This is a genomic window from Streptomyces sp. NPDC047081 (genome assembly GCF_040643775.1).
Classification (GTDB): Bacteria; Actinomycetota; Actinomycetes; order Streptomycetales; family Streptomycetaceae; genus Streptomyces.
This window is the reverse complement of the sequence record NZ_JBEYUY010000018.1, coordinates 17,037-33,146: the sequence shown is the minus strand read 5'-3', so window position 1 is coordinate 33,146 and position 16,110 is coordinate 17,037. Positions and strand designations below refer to the sequence as shown.

Sequence of the window (16,110 nt, the reverse complement as noted above, 5' to 3'; positions counted from 1 at the left end):
CCGTCGGCCTGCTTCTCGGGGTGACGCTGCTCGTCGCGGCGTCCGCGTTGTCGTTGACCGTGGGCACCCAGCACATACCGCTCGCGGATGTCTGGTCGGGACTCGTGTCGCCCTCGGGATCGCGCTTCGACAACATCGTCCGCGAACTGCGTCTGCCTCGGACGCTCATCGGCATCGCGGTCGGCGCGGCGCTCGGACTCGCCGGGGGTGTGATGCAGGTCCTCACCCGCAATCCGCTTGCCGACCCCGGTCTGCTCGGCGTGAACGCGGGCGCGTCCGCCGCCGTCGTCACCGCGATCGGCGTCTTCGGTATCACCTCCTTCAGCGGGTACCTGTGGTTCGCGCTCACGGGGGCGGCCGTCGCCGCCGCCGCGGTGAACGCGCTGGGCGGCGCCCGCTCGGCCACCCCGGTCCGCCTCGCGCTCGCCGGAACGGCCGTCAACGCCGCACTGTTCGGATACGTCAACGGACTGCAGCTCTGGGACCTGAGCACCCTCGACTCGATGCGGCACTGGTCGGTCGGCACCCTGGCCGGGCGTGACCCTCAACTCCTGCTCGCCGCACTGCCGTTGCTGATCGCGGGCACCCTGCTCTCGTTCGCCCTGGCCCGGCCGCTGGGCGCACTCGCCCTGGGGACCGACCACGCCCGCGCGGTCGGCACCTCGGTACGGCGTACCCGGATCCTGTCGATCGTGGCCATCACCCTGCTGTGCGGCAGCGCGACCGCCCTGTGCGGGCCCATCGGCTTCGTCGGTCTGATGATCCCGCACGCCGTACGGGCGTTCACCGGCCCCGACCCCCGCTGGCTGCTGCCCTACTGCGCGCTGTTCGCCCCCGCGCTGCTGCTCGGGTCCGATGTGATCGGCCGCGTCCTGGTGCCACCGTCCGAGATCGAGGTGGACATCGTGACCTCGTTCCTCGGCGGCCTGATCTTCATCCACCTCGTACGGCAGCGGAAGGTGGCCCAGCTGTGACGACTTGCCGGGATCTGGGGGTCACTGTGCTGCGCCATGGCCGGATGCGCGCCGGGCGCTACTCGCTCCGCTTCGACCCGCGCGCCCTGCTGGTCTGCCTCGCACTCGCCGTGACCGGTGCCTGCACGGTGGTGCTCTCCCTCGGCACGGGCGCCTACGAGTTGACGCCTGTGGAAGTGCTCAGGACGTTCGCCGGACACGGGCCGCCGGGCGCCGAGTTCATCGTGCTCGACCTGCGGTTGCCGCGCGCCCTGGTGGCCGTCCTGGTCGGCTTCGGTACGGGCATGGCCGGCGCCGTGTTCCAGTCGCTCACCCGGAATCCGCTGGGCAGCCCGGACATCATCGGATTCGGCAACGGCGCCTCCGCGGGGGCACTCGTCGCGATCATCCTGTTCGACGCGGGAGCGCCGCAGACGGCGTTCGGCGCGCTGGCCGGCGGTTTCGCCACGGCCACGGCGGTCTATGTGCTGGCGTGGCGGCGCGGTGTGCACGGCTACCGGCTCGTCCTCGTCGGCATCGGAGCCTCCGCGGTGCTCGGATCCGCCACCAGCTACCTCTACGTGCGCGCCGACATCGGCAAGGCGGCACAGGCCGCCGGCTGGATGATCGGCTCACTCAACGCCCGCGGCTGGAGCGATGTCCGCACCGCCGGGCTCGGCCTGATCCTCTGCGTCCCGGTGGTCCTGGCGTACGCGCGCCGACTGAGCATCCTGGAGATGGGGGACGACACCGCGGGCGCCCTCGGGGTGCCGCCGGAGCGCAGCCGGCTGGTGCTGCTCTGCGCGGGCACCGGTCTCACTGCCCTGGCGGTGGCCGCCGCGGGACCCATCCCGTTCCTCGCGATGGCGGCGCCCCAGCTGGCGCGCCGACTCACCAGGGCCACCGGGCCGGGCCTGCTGCCCGCCGCCTGGATGGGCGCCGTTCTGGTGGCGGCGGCGGACCTGGTGACCCAGCGCGCGACCGGTTCGGCGCTGATGCCGGTGGGGGTGGTCATGGGGGTGGGCGGCGGCCTGTATCTGGCGTGGTTGCTGCTCCGGGAGCGCCGGGCGCACCATCTGTGACGCCTGCCTCCGCCCTTTGGGAGCGACGGCAGGAGAAGGGGCGGCCCCCACGGAGGGCGGCCCCCACGGACATCACCGCGGGGGCCGCCCCCTTCAGCGCGTCAGGCCTGGCCTCAGACCATCGACTCGATCTCGTCGTGAGCGGGCTCGTCCCGGGACGGTGACTGGGCGCTGCGCCACAGACGGGCGTAGGCCCCGTTCGCGGCGAGGAGCTCGTCGTGCGTGCCGAATTCGACCGGCCGTCCGGCGTCCATCACCAGGATCCGGTCGCAGCGCGCGGCCGTGGTGAGCCGATGGGCCACCAACAGCGCCGTCTTGTCGCGTACGGCCCTGAACATGCCGTCGAGCACGGCGGATTCGGTGCCGGCGTCGAGCATCGCGGTGGCCTCGTCGAGCAGCAGCACGTCCGGATCGACCAGCGCGACCCTGGCCAGCGCGATCAGCTGGCGTTCGCCGGCCGACAGGTTGCCGCCCGCCTGGCTGACGGGGTGCCGGAACCCGCCGGGCAGCCGGGCGATGCTCGCGGTCGCGCCCACCGCGTCCGCCGCGGCGGCGACCTCTTCGTCACCGGCGTCGGGACGGCCGTAACGGATGTTCTCCGCGATGTCGCCCTCGAACAGATGGGCCTCCTGGGGGACGATGCCCACCCGCCGCCGGAAGCCGGCCAGGTCGTAGCGGCGGCTGTCGACGCCGTCGAGGAGCACGCTGCCGGACGCCGGGTCGTAGAAGCGCGCGAGGACCTTCACCAGGGTCGACTTCCCCGCGCCGGTGGCTCCGACGACGGCGACGCTCTGCCCCGCCTCCAGGGTCAGTTCGGGGATGTCGAGGGTGTCCTCGGCGGCGCCCTCGTACCGGAAGGTCACGTCCCGCAGTTCGATCCGTCCGCGGAACGGGCCGGTCACGGGGACCGGGTCGGGGACGGGACGCTGGGTCCGCTCGGTGGCCAGCAGGTCGATGACCTGGCGCACACTGGTGCGGGTCTGCAGATAGGAGTCGTAGATGGACGACAGCTGCTGGATCGGTCCGTAGAACTGCCCGAGCAGCAGCAGGAACGCCGCCAGGACACCGGTGGTCACCGAGCCGCTCGCCACGAGGTGGCCGCCCGCCAGCACCACGAGCGCCATGGACAGTTCCGAACAGAAGGCCAGGAAGGGGAAGTACAGCGAGATGTAGCGCTGCCCCTTCTCCTGGATGAGGCGGTTGAGGTTGGACAGCGCGCTGAAGTGCTTCGCCGTGCTGCGCTGTTTGCCGTGGGACTGCGCGATCCGCAGGCTCGCGACGTTCTCCCGGAGCGAGCTGTTGACCTTGCCGAGCTGGTCGCGTGCCTCCTTGTACGCGCTGGAGCTCAGCCGGCGGAAGACCGGCGTCACCATGGCGATCACCGGGAAGGGGGCGAGGGCGGCGAGGGCGAGGCGCCAGTCGAGGACCGCCATGGCCACGGCGATGCCGCCCATTGTCAGGACGCTGACCAGGCCCTGGACCATGCCCTGTTGCAGGAACTTGGACAGGGAGTCGATGTCCACGGTCATCCGGGTGAGGAGACTGCCCCCGCTCTCCTTCTCGTAGTGGTCGAGGCCCAGCTTCTGCAGGTGTCGGTAGCTGCGCAGCCGCAGCGCGTACTGCACCGCCTCGGAAGCCCTGGCGCTGGTCAGGGTCTGGTACGTGTACACGAACCAGTTGGCCGCGCACAGCAGCAGCGAGATCGCGGCGATCCACCAGACCGTGCTCATGGATCCGGGTGCGATGCCGTAGTCGATGCCGCGTTGCAGCAGGACGGGTACGACCACCCGGGCCAGGGCGTCGAAGGCCACCAGAGCGAGGGCGACGGCCAGCAGGCCGCGTACCGGGCGGAGGATGGATCGCAGCGTGGGCGATGTCTCCGGTCCGGCGGCGAGGACCTTGGCGGGCAGCTCGGCGAACCGGTCGCGTCGGCCCGCGCGGATGCCCGGTTCGTCGTCCGTGCCGGGTACCGGAGCGGGCCACAGTTCGCCCGGCGTGCGGGCGGTGCGGGTGTCGACGGTGTCGGTGTCGCCCGCTGTCAGTTCCTGGAAGACCGCGCAGCGGCTCGCGAGTTCGGCATAGGTGCCGCTGTCGGCGACGCGGCCGCCGTCGAGCACCACGATCCGGTCGGCCAGCCGCAGGGTGGAGCGCCTCCGGGCGATGAGCACGGTGATGCGGCCACCGCCGATGTGGTTCTCCAGGGCGCGGTGGATGGCGGCCTCGGTCGTGGCGTCCACGGCGGAGGTCGCGTCGTCGACGATCAGTACGGGTGGCCGGTTGAGCAACGCCCGGGCGAGCGCGAGCCGTTGGCGCTGACCGCCGGAGAGGTTCTGGCCGCGCTCGGTCAGCCGGGTGCCGTAGCCGTCGGGCAGCGCCGTGATGAACGCGTGCGCACCGGCGGCCTCGGCCGCGGCGACGATCTCCTCGTCACTCGCGTCCTCGTGTCCGTAGGCGATGTTCTCGCGCACGCTGCGGGCGAACAGGAACGGCTCCTCGAAGACCACTCCGACATGGGACCGCAGGGACTCCAGGCGCAGCTCGCGGATGTCGGTGCGGCCGTCGGCGGTGTCCAGGAAGACGCTGCCGGACGTGGCGTCGTAGAACCGCGGGATCAGCAGCGACAGCGTCGACTTGCCCGATCCCGAGGGGCCGACCACGGCGACGGTCTCCCCGGCGGCGACGCGGAAGGAGACGTCGCGCAGGACGGGTTCGTCGTGGGTGTAGCCGAAGCCGACGCTGTCGAACACCAACTCCGTGGGCGCGGCGTCGAGTTCGGTGCTGCCGTCGTGGATCTCCGGCCGTGAGTCGATCAGTTCGAAGATCCGCTCGGCGGAGGCCCGGGTGCGCTGGGCGATCACGAGATACGTCGCGAACACCCGCGTCGGTCCGGTCAGCATGGTCAGATACGCGGCGAAGGCGATGAAGGTGCCGATGTCGATCGAGTGGTCCATGACCATGCTGCCGCCGTAGACGAGCACGGCGATCTGTCCCAGGACGGGGAGCGCGAGCATGGTCGCTCCGGGCGCGGCGTGCACGCGCATCATGCGCATGCGCTGGCCGAACAGGGCGCGGGTGGACCGCTCCAGGCGGCGGATCTCCCGCTCCTCCTGGCCGAAGCCCTTGACGACCCGGACGCCGTCGATGGTCTCCTTGAGGTGCTCGGTCACCTCGGCGGCGTCGTTCGCCGCCTTCGCCGAGGTCTCGAAGACGCGGCGCCTGGTCCACAGCGCGACCGCGCCGAGGGCCACGACGACCAGCACGGTCACGGCGGTCAGCTGCGGCGAGAGCCAGAGCATCGCGACGACGGCGAAGAGGTAGTAGGTCACCACGGTCAGCGGCACCGGCAGCATCGTCAGCATCTGCTGGATCTGCTGCAGGTCGCTGTTGGTGCGGGAGATGACCTGCCCGGTGCGCAGCTTGTCCTGGCCGGGGCCGTCGAGCCGCTGGATGCTCGCGAAGACCTCCTCGCGCAGGCCGTGCTGCACGCCGAGGGCGAGCCTGCCGCCGGTGAAGCGGCGTACGTAGTTGCCCGCGAAGTCGATCGCGGCGATCAGGACGAGGCCGCCGGCCACCCAGCCGATGCCGTGGCTGTCGCCGGCGACGGCGCGGTTCACGCCGTCCTTGGTGAGCAGGGGGCCCAGCGTCACCAGGACGATGCTCAGGATGGAGGAGAGCACGATCGCGGCCATGAGCCGGCGGTGCCGAAGGCAGATGCCCAGGAGCCGGCGCAGCCAGCCGGGGTCTGCGGTGGGGAAGGGGGAAGTCGCCATCATGTCCTCAGCGGTCCGTGGGGGCGTGGGGGGCCGGGCCGCGGCCGGTTCCGGATGTGAGCAGGTCGGCGAGGCGGCGGGCGACGACCGTCGGCGGGTCCTGCGCCCGCATCTCGTCCCGTACCTCGGCGGCGGCCGTTCGCAGTGCGGTGTCCGTGAGCAGGCGGTCGATGTCCTCCTTGACCAGGCCGTGTTCGCCGGGGACGAAGCCGCAGCCGCGCTGCTCGACGGTCCGCGCGTTGGTGGGCCGGTCGGCGCCCTGGCCGAAGACGATCTGCGGGACGCCCGCCGAGAGCGCGGTCAGCGTGTTGCCCGCTCCGCCGTGGTGGATGAAACCGGCGGCCCGGCCGAGCAGCGGTCCCATCGGGATCCAGGACATCAGGCGTACGTTGTCGGGCAGCGAGTCGATCTCCCGCTGCCCGTGCTCGCCCAGCGACAGCACGAACTCCGCGTCCGACTCGTGCGCGGACTCCACGACCCACTTGATCAGGTCGATGCCGTCGACCATGGGCTTGAGCGTGCCGAGGCTGACGACGATGCGCGGGCGACCGGTGTCGGCGCTCCACCAGTCCTCCAGGACGGTGCCGCCGTTGAAGGGCACGTAGCGCATCGACCACAGGTCCGGCTCGTCGAGCACCCGCATGCTCGGCGGGGCGATGTCGAGCCAGGCCAGGTCGCGCGGCGGGCCCTCGAGACCGTGCCGGGCGTAGGCGTCCGCCATCGAACGGGTCACGCCCTCCACATGCCACCGCTGGTGACCGAACCCGACGGTCTGCATGACGACGGGCAGGTCGTACTTGGCCGCCACCAGCGGGCCCGCGACACCCAGCGGGGGATACACCACCAGGTCCGGTCGCCAGCCGCCGGCGAAGTCGACCAGGGCGTCGGCCATTTCGTCGCCGAAGAAGGAGAACTTCCCCATCTTCGTGCCGAGGTTCTGCTGCTTGCGCCGCTCCTCCCCTCGGCGGTACTCGGCCTCGGAGTCCAGCTCCGGTGCGGTGTCGAAGCCGACGAGGCCGGCCTCGGCGACCCGCCGGGTGAAGGCACCGGCACTCGCCACCACGACCTCGTGTCCTTCGGTGCGGAAGGCCTGGGCCAGGGACAGGACCGGATACAGCAGTCCGTACAGCGGGGGCCCGACAAAGAGCACGCGCATGATCATCTCCTTTTGCTTAGGTTAGCCTTGCCTGATTGATCGATGGGGTTTGCTGGAAAGGGAGGGGAGTGCCATGAGTGGGTCGGCAGCCGTACCCGCGATCGAGAGCCCGCGGCTGAGGCGGCTCGTGAGCGAGCTGCGGACACAGGGCGGCTCAGCGCTGGAGGACTTCTGGCGGGAGCTGGCCGAACGGGGCGCGCCTCTGGTCGAACCCGCCGAAGGTGCCCCGGGCGAACGCCTGGTGACCGTGGTGTGGCGCCAGGACCGGCCGGTCGAGGGCGTCTACCTGCTGGCCAACCGCGTCACCGACAAGCACCTCGCGCCCCGCGGGATGATGCGACGCCTCGACGGCACCGGCCTCTGGTACGTCAGCCTGCGGCTGCCCCTGGGCCTGCGCTGCGGCTACCGCATCCATCCCTTCACCGCGGACGACCCGCACATCACCGCGCAGGGCCCCCGGGGCGGCACCGCCCGCGGCCTGCCCGACGACCGGTCGGACCCCCTCAACCACCGGGCCGGCGGACCGTTCGGCTCGATGATCGAACTGGACGGCGCACCTTCGCTGGACGAATGGCACCCCCCGGCCCGGCCCGTACCCGGTGCTCGGACCGACACGATCGAGGTCCCCGCCGCGGACGGGAACACCTACCGGGTACGGCGCCTCGTCCCCGCCACCGAGGCGGCGACCGATCCGGGGCTGCTGGTCATGCTCGACGGCGAGAAGTGGTTCGGCCAGTACGCGATCGCCGACGCGCTCACCGCCGCCGTCGCCACGGGCAGGATCCCGCCCCTGACCGTCCTCGGCGTCGAGGCCGGCGCCGGCACGGCGCAGCGCATGCGCCAACTCGGCGCCAACCCGCGGTTCATCGACGCCGTGGCCGACGAGATCATCCCGGCCGCGACCGCGGATCTGCCCGGCCGGCCCGAGCCGCGGCGCACCGTCCTGTGCGGCCAGAGCCTCGGCGGACTCACCGCCCTCGCCGCGGCGCTGCGGCGGCCGGACGCCTTCGGCACGGTGCTCGCCCACTCCGCGTCCACCTGGTGGCGGCCCGGAATGAAGGCGCGGCCGCAGACCCTGGTGAGCGGCGATGACACCTGGCTGCACGAGCAGGCGGCCGCGGCACCGGTCGGCGACGTCACCATCCGCATGGACGTCGGCTCCAACGAGGGCACGATCCTCGACGACATGCGCAGTCTGCACGCCCTCATGTCGGCGCGGGGATTCGACGCGTCCCTGAACGTGTATGCCGGGGGCCACGACCACTGCTGCTGGGCGGCGGCCCTGATGGACGGCCTCACCGCCGTGTGCGCCGAGTGGCACGCACCCGCGGTGTGAACCTCCGGAACGCGTCCGTCCGCTCATTCCGGGCCCGCCTCCACCCGCCGCACGCAGGCCGGGTGCGGGGCGGGGCCGAAGCACACCGTCCAGCCGGACGGCACCTCACGCCAGGACGGCCACAGGGACATCCGGCCGGCGGCGTTCACCAGCACCAAGTGGGTGTCGTGGCCCTCGGGCCCCGGGTCGAAGGGGCCGGGCTGCGCGGTCATGCGTCGAGCTCCTTCAGCCGGGCGGCGAGCACCGCCGCGATGTCGTCGAGGTGGCGGTCCCGCATCAGCTGCGGATGCGTGCAGTCCAGGTCGTGGTTGACGATCGCCCCGCTCACGTGCGGCCGCCACGCCTCCCGGGTGAGCCAGTCCTCGGCCCGTGGGGCGGCGGCGGTGAAGAACAGCAAGTCGCCCTCGTAGCGCTGGTGTTGGTGCTCGCGCATCATCCGGGCGTGGTTGGGGACGATGTCGACGATCCGCGACAGCGTGTGGTCGGACAGCCCGGCGAGCGGGCTGCCGGCCCGGCGCAGGGTCGCCAGTACGTCGTCACGGGTCCGCTCGTCCGTGCGGTCGAAGCCCGCCATGCGCAGCACCGCGGTGAGCGCGTCGCCCTCCTCGGGCGCAGGCCTCTCCCGCCACTGCTCGGCCGGGAACGCGTCGAGCAGGGCGAGGAGTTCGACCTCCTCGCCGGCCTGCTGGAGCAGGACGGCCACGGTGTGCGCGAGGACTCCGCCCACCGACCAGCCGAGCAGCCGGTAGGGGCCGTGCGGCCGCACCTCGCGGATGCGTTCGACGTAGTCCTCCGCCTCCTCCCGCAGCGAGCCCGGCAGCGGCTCGTCGCCGACCAGACCGCGGGCCTGGATGCCGTACACCGGACGCCCGGGTCCGAGGCGCGCGGCCAGACCGGCGTAGCACCAGGCGATGCCGCCCGCCGGATGGACGGCGAACAGCGGCGGTCCCTCGCCCTCCGCCCGCAGGGGGAGTACGACGCCCAGGGCCTCCCCGGCGGCCGGTCCGGCGGCGTCCAGGCGGGCGCTCAGCGCGGCCGGCGTCGGCGCCTCGAAGAGCGAGCCGATCGTCAGCTCGGCCGCGAACTCCTCCCGGATCCGCGCCACCAGCCGGACCGCGAGCAGCGAGGTGCCGCCCAGGTCGAAGAACGCGTCGTCGGGGCCCACCGCCGGGACATCGAGCACCTCGGCGAACAGCCGGGTCAGCGCCTCCTCGCGCGCCGAGGCGGGGCGCCTTCCGGCCCCGCCTCCGGTGAAGACCGGAGCGGGCAGGGCACGGCGGTCCAGCTTCCCGTTGGGGCTGAGCGGGAACGCCTCCAGGACCAGCACGGCCGCCGGGACCATGTGCTCCGGCAGCTCCCGCGCCAGCGCGGCCCGCACCGCGACCGGCTCGGCCTCCCCGGTCACATAGCCCACGAGCCGGTCCTCGACGACCAGCGCACAGGCGCCGTCGACGCCCGGCCGGGCGGCCAACGCGGCCTCGATCTCGCCGAGTTCGATGCGCTGCCCGCGCAGTTTCACCTGGTGGTCGGTGCGGCCCAGGTACTCCACCTCGCCCGCCGGCGTCCAGCGCGCCAGGTCGCCGGTGCGGTACATCCGGCCGCCCGCCGGGCCGAACGGGTCGGCCACGAACCGGGACGCCGTCAGCTCCGCCCGGCCGAGATAGCCGTCGGCCAACTGCACGCCCGCCAGGTACAGTTCGCCCGGCACTCCCGGCGGGCAGGGCTGCAGCGCCGCGTCCAGGACGTACAGGCGGGTGTTCCACACCGGCCGCCCGATCGGCACCGCCCCCGGGGCACCCGGCGCGCAGGCGTGGTACGTGACGTCCACGGCGGCCTCGGTCGGTCCGTACAGGTTGTGCAGCCCGACGCCCGGCAGGGTGCGCCCGAAGGCGTTGGCCGTCTCGCGGGGCAGGGCCTCGCCGCTGCAGAAGACCCGGCGCAGGGCCGCCGCGCACCCGGTCACCTCCGGCGCGGACAGGAACACCTGGAGCATCGACGGCACGAAGTGGCAGGTGGTGACCGCCTGTTCGCGGATCAGCCGGGCCAGCAGAACGGGATCCTTGTGGACGCCGGGTTCGGCGACGACCAGGGTCGCGCCCTCGCGCAGGGGCCAGAAGAACTCCCACACGGACACGTCGAACGACGACGGCGTCTTCTGCAGCACCCGGTCCGCGGCCGTCAGACCGTACTCGTGCTGCATCCAGCGCAGCCGGTTGTCGATCGCGCGGTGCGGTACGACGACGCCCTTCGGCCGGCCCGTCGACCCGGACGTGTAGATGACGTACGCGGGGTCGGCCGGCGTGAGGGCGCGCGGCGGATTCACCCGCAGGCGTCCGGACACGTCGAGCCCGTCCAGCGCGACGAGCGGGACGCCGGTGTCCTCGGGAAGCCGGCCCGCGCGGTCGGTGATCGCGCACACCGGTCGGGCGTCCTGGAGCATGTACGTCAGCCGCGGCGGCGGATAGTCGGGGTCCAGCGGCAGATACGCGGCGCCCGACTTCAGCACGGCCAGCAGCGCCACGACCAGCTCCACCGAGCGCGGCACCGAGACCGCGACCACGGCACCGGGCCGGGCGCCGAGCGACTGGAGGTGATGGGCCAACTGATTGGCCCGTACGTTCAGTTCGGCGTAGGTGAGGGAGACGTCGCCGTACACGAGCGCGGTCGCGTCCGGGGTGGCGGTCGCCCGCGCCTCGATGGGGCCGATGAGGGTGGTCGGCGGCAGGGCCCGGTCGGTGCGGTTGAACTCGGCCAGGACCAGGGCGCGTTCGTCGGGGGTGGCGATGTCGTGTGCCGCCAGCGGCAGTTGGGGATCGGCGGCGGACAGGCGGTCGACCAGGTTCAGGAACCGGCTTTGGTGCGAGGCGAGTTCGGCTTCGCCGTAGAGGGCGGGATTGCCGTCGTGGTCGATCCGCAGACCCCGGCCGTCGGCCCGGTCGTAGATGTTGACCGTCAGGTCCTCGACCGGGCCCGCCGACAGGTTCCGGGCCTGGGCCGGCGCACCGGCGAAGTCCACCCCGTAGTCGAAGGGCATGACGTTGACCAGCGGGCCGACCAGCCCGCGGTTCTCACCGAGCAGGCCCAGGTCGCGCCGGATGTCCTCGTAGCGGTAGCGCTGGTGACGGCGTGCCTCGCGGATCCCGAGCACGACCTGCCGCACCAGTTCGGCGAAGGTCGCCTCGGGGGTCACCGTCAGGCGCAGCGGCAGGACGTTCATCACCATGCCGGGCACGCGCAGCGACGCCGAGCCCATCCGGCCCATCAGCGGAAGACCGAGGACGACGTCCGAGCGCGCCGAGGCCCGGGAGGTGTAGAGGGCCTGCGCGGCGATCAGCACGTCCGGCCAGGTGGCGCGCAGCCGTGCGGCGAGTTCGCGCAGCCGCTCGGTGCTCTCCGGTGACAGGTGGGCCGTACGGCGGCGGAACGACCGGGACGGCAGCGCGCCGCGGCCCGCGAGCCGGGGCGCCTCGGGGCGGTCGGCGAATGCCCGCGTCCAGTGGGTGCGGTCGGCCTCGAAGGCGGGGGAGGAGCGGTACGCGGTGTCTTCGGCGACCAGGTCGGCCAGGCCGCCGAAGGTGCGCGGGCCGGGAGCGGCTCCCCGGGCGAGCGCCGTGTACACCTCAGCGGTGCGGCGCACCAGCAGCGAGTAGCCGTAACCGTCCATGACGAGGTGATGGATGCGCTGGTACCACAGCCAGCGCTCCTCGCCGACCCGGAACAGGGCGTGCCGGAACAGCGGCCCCGCGGCCAGGTCGAAGGGCTCGGCGAGGTCGGCGCGCATCCACGCCTCCGCCTGCTCCTCGTCGGGCAAGAGGTGCACGGTGAGCGGGAGTTCGACCGTTTCGGACAGGTGCTGGCGCGGTCCGTCGGGCGTGTGCTCGACGCGGACGCGCAGGGCTTCCGCCTCGGCGGCGACCTGCCGCAGGGCGGCGGCGAAGAGCTCCGGGTCCAGCGGGCCGTCGATCCGGAGGCACTCGGCGGTGTTCTGCGCCGGGCTGAGCGGGTCGAGGGCCTGCGCGTACCACATGCCCGACTGGGCGGCGGTGAGCGGAAGCACGGTCCCGGTGAGGGCGGGTGCGACGGTCACGCTGCCCCCAGCAGTGGGGCCCAGGCCTCGATGGCCGGGCGCTCGGCGAGGTCCGCGAAGTCGGCCTGTACGCCGTGCTCGCGGCGCCACAGCGTGAGCAGCGCCATGATGCGGACGGAGTCCAGGCCGTAGTCCAGGAGGTTCTCGTCGACGGGTATGCCGGCGGGGTCCTCGCCGAGGCAGTCCGCGACGTCACCCCGGATCTTGTCGAGCGTCAGGGCGGCCATGGTCAGAGCTCCTTGAGAAGGGTGTCGGTGGTGGTCACGACCGCGCACCGGCCGGCGGCCCAGCGCAGTGCCATGTCGTGGTCGGCCCGGGAGAAGTCGGCCACCGCGTCGGCGACGACGAACGCCTGGATGTCGCGCTGCCACGCGTCGACCGCGGTCATCAGCACGCCGATGTGCGCGTACACGCCGACGATGACCAGCTGGTCGCGGCCCGAGTCCCGCAGCAGCGCGTCGAGTCCGGTGCGGACGAACGCGCTGTACTTCCACTTCGTGAGCACGGTGTCGCCGGGCGCGGCGGCCACCGGCCCCGGCACGGCGAGCGCCGCGGGGTCGTCGGCGACGCCCGGGCCCCAGAAGTCGAGTTGGAGGCCGCGTTCCGCCGGGGTCTGGCCGCCGCGCTGGGCGGAGTAGACGACCGGGACGCCGAGGCGGCGGTACTCGTTCAGCAGGCGGGCCGTGTTGTCGAGCATGCCGGTCAGCGGCTGCGAACCGGTCGGGAACGCGGACAGGAAGTGCTGCTGCAGATCGTGTACGAGCAGGACCGCGCGCGCCGGGTCGACGGTCCAGGACACCCGGCCCGCGGGCAGCTCGTCCGGAGTCGGCAGCGGATAGGCGGGGATGGCGGGAAGTGCCATGAGGGGGAAGGCCTTTCAGAGCTGTTCGGCGGTGGTCCGCAGCTGCTTCTTGCTGACCTTGCCGACACCGGTCTGCGGGAAGGCGTCGACGAACTCGACGAGATCGGGGACCTTGTAGGCGGCCACTCCGCGCTCGCGCACGAACCGCTTGACGGCGACCGGCCCGGGCGCCGCGGCACCGTCGCGCAGGATCACGTACGCGAGGGAGCGTTCGCCGAGGTAGGCGTCGGGCACCGCGACGACGGACACGTCGTGGACGCTGGGGTGGGCGAGGATGATGTTCTCGATCTCCTCGGGCGCGATCTTCTCGCCGCCGCGGTTGATCTGGTCCTTGGCCCGGCCCTCCACGACGAGGTGACCGCTCGGCAGCCGGCGCACGATGTCGCCGGTGCGGTAGAAACCGTCCGCGGTGAAGGTCCGGGCGTTGTGCTCGGGGGCCCGCCAGTAGCCGCGGATCGTGTAGGGGCCCCGGGTCAGCAGATGTCCGAACTCCCCGTCGGGTACGTCGTGTCCGGCGTCGTCGACGATGCGGATCTCGTCGTCCGGGGAGATCGGACGGCCCTGTGTGCCGACCACCGTCTCGAAGTCGTCGTCCAGGCGTGTGTAGTTGACCAGTCCCTCGGCCATGCCGAAGACCTGCATCAGGCGACAGCCCAGAGCCGGTTCCAGTCTCCGAGCCGCCTGCTCGCTGTACTTGGCGCCGCCGACGAGCACCAACTCCAGGCTGGACAGGTCGTGTCCGGACTGTCCGGCGGCATCCGTCCACACCAGTGCCAGGGGCGGTACCAGCCCGGTCATCGTGATCCGCTCGCTCTCCACGAGGGGGAAGGCGGTCGCCGGATCGGGCCTCGGGCACAGCACCGCCGTACCGCCCGCGTACAGCACGCCCAGCCAACCGGGCGAGCTCATCGGGAAGTTGTGGGCGGCGGGCAGTACCACGAGGAAGCGTGTGTCGGCGTCCACGCCGCAGATCTCGTTGGAGCCTCGCAGCGAGTAGAGGTAGTCGTCGTGGGTGCGGGGGATCAGCTTGGACACACCGGTCGTGCCGCCCGACAGCTGCAGGAACGCCAGCTCGTGCGGGCGGGGCGGGGCGGGTGCTTCGGCCGGTTCGCACGGTACGGCGGACAGCGCGGTGTGCTCTCCCGGATCGCCCGCCACGAACACGTGCCGCAGGCCGGGCGTCCGCCGCCTGATCCGCGAGGCGAGGGCACGGTGGTCGAAGCCCGCGTGCACGTCCGGGATCACGTAGGCGACGGCGTCGGTGAAGGAGCAGAAGTGGGCGATCTCCGTGTCCCGGTGCGCGGGCAGCGCGTACACGGGCAGCGCCCCGATCCGGAACAGCGCGAAGACGACCTCGACGAACTCGCCCACGTTCGGCAGTTGTACGACGACCCGGTCGCCCCGGCCGATCCCGCGTGCGGTGAACCCGGCGGCCAGCCGGTCGGCGCGCTCGTCCAGCTGCCGGTAGGTCCAGGTACGGCGCTCGGGGGCGGGGTCGACCACCGCGACACGGTCGGGGTGGGCGGCGGCGCGTTCGCGCAGGATGCCGCCGAAGGTCTCGCCCCGCCAGTGGCCCGCGGCGCGGTAGCGCTCGGCGAACTCCTCGGGCCAGGTGGGGGCGTCGACGCCAGGGGTGATGGTCACAGCGAAGCCCCCATGGCGTCCAGGAACGTACGGAACTTCGCGGCCGTCTCCGCCGTCTCGGCCTCCGGCGTCGACGCGGCCACCACACCGGCGCCCGCGAACAGCCGCAGCCGGCGTCCCTCGGCCTCGGCGCAGCGGATCGTCACCACCCACTCCCCGTCGCCGTCGGCGTCCTGCCAGCCGACCATGCCCGTGTAGGGACCCCGGTCGAAGGGCTCCGACTCCGCTATGACGGACCGTGCCACCTCCGTGGGGGTGCCGCACACCGCGGGCGTCGGGTGCAGTGCGCAGGCCAGGTCCAGCGCGGTGGTGTCCGGGTCGGCGAGTTCGCCCGTGACGGTGGTCGACAGGTGCCACATGCCCGCGGTGCGCAGGAGCGTGGGCCGGTCGGGCACGGTGATGCGCGTGCAGAAGGGGGCGAGGGCCGCGCGTACGGAGGCCACCACGACGGCGTGCTCGTGCAGGTCCTTGGCGGACTCCAGGAGGGCGACCGCCCGCCGCACGTCCTCCGCCAGATCCTCGCTGCGCGGTGCGGAACCGGCCAGCGGGTTGGCGGTGAGCAGGCCGCCCTGGCGGGAGACCAGCAGTTCGGGGCTGGCACCGAGCAGGGTGCGGCCCGGACCGCTCGGCACGGCGAAGGTGTAGCCGGCCGGGTCGCGGCGGGCCAGCCGGCGCAGCAGCGCGGGCAGGTCCGGCTCGCGGGAGGACGTCAGCTCCAGGGTGCGGGCCAGGACCACCTTCTCGAACTCCCCGGCGCGCATCCGCGCGACCGCGGCGGCCACGGCGTCGCCGTACCGCTCGGGAGCGGGGACCTCGCGCACCTGCCAGTCGGGACGGGACTCGGTGTACGGCACGTCCAGCGCGACGAGCGGGTCCCCGCTCAGCGGGGGCGCCCAGTGCACCATGTCCGGGACGGCGAGCGCGGGCGGGGCGTCCGGGGCGAACGGCAGACAGCCGAGCACGACCGGAGCGGGTGCGTCGGGCCGGCGCAGTGCGGTGAGCAGCTCGCGGACCCGCTGTGTCAACGGGCGGCCGTCGTGGGGTACTTCGGCGGTGGTGCCGCGGCCGAGCAGGGTGCGGCGGGGTGAGGCGAGGAAGCGGTCGGTGGCGGGGCGGTAGGCCTCCAGGAGGGAGGTGGCGGCGCCGGGCGAGACCGGCGGGGCGGTTGCGTCGTGCAGGGAGATGGACATGGTTGTCTCCAGTGGGGGGCCGGCACGAGG

11 protein-coding genes are annotated in these 16,110 nt (G+C 72.8%); 3 read left to right on the top strand and 8 right to left on the bottom strand.

The window, feature by feature from the left end; translation table 11 throughout:
- Nucleotides 1-20 precede the first annotated feature (20 nt).
- A complete protein-coding gene (locus ABZ848_RS30160; protein WP_360836973.1) occupies nt 21-974 on the top strand; it encodes an iron chelate uptake ABC transporter family permease subunit in 954 nt (317 codons plus the stop codon).
- Nucleotides 975-1,018: 44 nt separating this feature from the next.
- A complete protein-coding gene (locus ABZ848_RS30155) occupies nt 1,019-2,035 on the top strand; it encodes an iron chelate uptake ABC transporter family permease subunit (RefSeq protein WP_360837182.1) in 1,017 nt (338 codons plus the stop codon).
- Between the two features lie 113 nt (nt 2,036-2,148).
- Here the strand turns inward: ABZ848_RS30155 and ABZ848_RS30150 are convergent, their stop codons facing one another.
- Nucleotides 2,149-5,808: an ABC transporter ATP-binding protein gene (locus ABZ848_RS30150; RefSeq protein ID WP_360836971.1), complete on the bottom strand. Its 3,660-nt coding sequence runs from the start codon at nt 5,806-5,808 to the stop codon at nt 2,149-2,151.
- Between the two features lie 4 nt (nt 5,809-5,812).
- Nucleotides 5,813-6,961 (bottom strand): glycosyltransferase, encoded by a 1,149-nt coding sequence (locus tag ABZ848_RS30145; protein WP_360836970.1) that lies wholly within the window; start codon nt 6,959-6,961, stop codon nt 5,813-5,815.
- 73 nt (nt 6,962-7,034) lie between these two features.
- On the opposite strand from ABZ848_RS30145, the gene ABZ848_RS30140 reads away from it, so the two are divergent.
- Nucleotides 7,035-8,297: an alpha/beta hydrolase-fold protein gene (locus ABZ848_RS30140; RefSeq protein WP_360836969.1), complete on the top strand. Its 1,263-nt coding sequence runs from the start codon at nt 7,035-7,037 to the stop codon at nt 8,295-8,297.
- 23 nt (nt 8,298-8,320) lie between these two features.
- Here the strand turns inward: ABZ848_RS30140 and ABZ848_RS30135 are convergent, their stop codons facing one another.
- From ABZ848_RS30135 to ABZ848_RS30110, 6 genes are read right to left on the bottom strand one after another with little or no spacing between them, the layout of a single operon-like run.
- The gene (locus tag ABZ848_RS30135) at nt 8,321-8,509 is read right to left on the bottom strand and encodes an MbtH family NRPS accessory protein (protein WP_360836968.1); all 189 of its coding nucleotides are present in this window, start codon (nt 8,507-8,509) and stop codon (nt 8,321-8,323) included.
- Nucleotides 8,506-12,384: an amino acid adenylation domain-containing protein gene (locus ABZ848_RS30130; protein ID WP_360836966.1), complete on the bottom strand. Its 3,879-nt coding sequence runs from the start codon at nt 12,382-12,384 to the stop codon at nt 8,506-8,508. The genes ABZ848_RS30135 and ABZ848_RS30130 overlap by 4 nt, the downstream gene beginning before the upstream one ends.
- Nucleotides 12,381-12,611, bottom strand: a complete 231-nt coding sequence (locus ABZ848_RS30125; RefSeq protein WP_360836964.1) for a phosphopantetheine-binding protein — start codon at nt 12,609-12,611, stop codon at nt 12,381-12,383. The genes ABZ848_RS30130 and ABZ848_RS30125 overlap by 4 nt, the downstream gene beginning before the upstream one ends.
- A 2-nt stretch (nt 12,612-12,613) precedes the next feature.
- The gene (locus tag ABZ848_RS30120) at nt 12,614-13,246 is read right to left on the bottom strand and encodes an isochorismatase family protein (protein ID WP_360836962.1); all 633 of its coding nucleotides are present in this window, start codon (nt 13,244-13,246) and stop codon (nt 12,614-12,616) included.
- Between the two features lie 15 nt (nt 13,247-13,261).
- Nucleotides 13,262-14,890: a (2,3-dihydroxybenzoyl)adenylate synthase gene (locus tag ABZ848_RS30115; RefSeq protein ID WP_360836961.1), complete on the bottom strand. Its 1,629-nt coding sequence runs from the start codon at nt 14,888-14,890 to the stop codon at nt 13,262-13,264.
- A complete protein-coding gene (locus ABZ848_RS30110) occupies nt 14,887-16,080 on the bottom strand; it encodes an isochorismate synthase (RefSeq protein ID WP_360836960.1) in 1,194 nt (397 codons plus the stop codon). Before ABZ848_RS30110 ends, ABZ848_RS30115 begins: the two co-directional genes overlap by 4 nt.
- Nucleotides 16,081-16,110: the final 30 nt, after the last annotated feature.

What these genes read in the sequence shown, in the direction of transcription:
- ABZ848_RS30125 (WP_360836964.1), bottom strand. Translation starts at nt 12,611, where the DNA reads ATGGCCGCCCTGACGCTCGACAAGATCCGGGGTGACGTCGCGGACTGC.
- ABZ848_RS30150 (WP_360836971.1), bottom strand. Translation starts at nt 5,808, where the DNA reads ATGATGGCGACTTCCCCCTTCCCCACCGCAGACCCCGGCTGGCTGCGC.
- ABZ848_RS30155 (WP_360837182.1), top strand. Translation starts at nt 1,019, where the DNA reads ATGCGCGCCGGGCGCTACTCGCTCCGCTTCGACCCGCGCGCCCTGCTG.
- ABZ848_RS30145 (WP_360836970.1), bottom strand. Translation starts at nt 6,961, where the DNA reads ATGCGCGTGCTCTTTGTCGGGCCCCCGCTGTACGGACTGCTGTATCCG.
- ABZ848_RS30110 (WP_360836960.1), bottom strand. Translation starts at nt 16,080, where the DNA reads ATGTCCATCTCCCTGCACGACGCAACCGCCCCGCCGGTCTCGCCCGGC.
- ABZ848_RS30120 (WP_360836962.1), bottom strand. Translation starts at nt 13,246, where the DNA reads ATGGCACTTCCCGCCATCCCCGCCTATCCGCTGCCGACTCCGGACGAG.
- ABZ848_RS30135 (WP_360836968.1), bottom strand. Translation starts at nt 8,509, where the DNA reads ATGACCGCGCAGCCCGGCCCCTTCGACCCGGGGCCCGAGGGCCACGAC.
- ABZ848_RS30140 (WP_360836969.1), top strand. Translation starts at nt 7,035, where the DNA reads ATGAGTGGGTCGGCAGCCGTACCCGCGATCGAGAGCCCGCGGCTGAGG.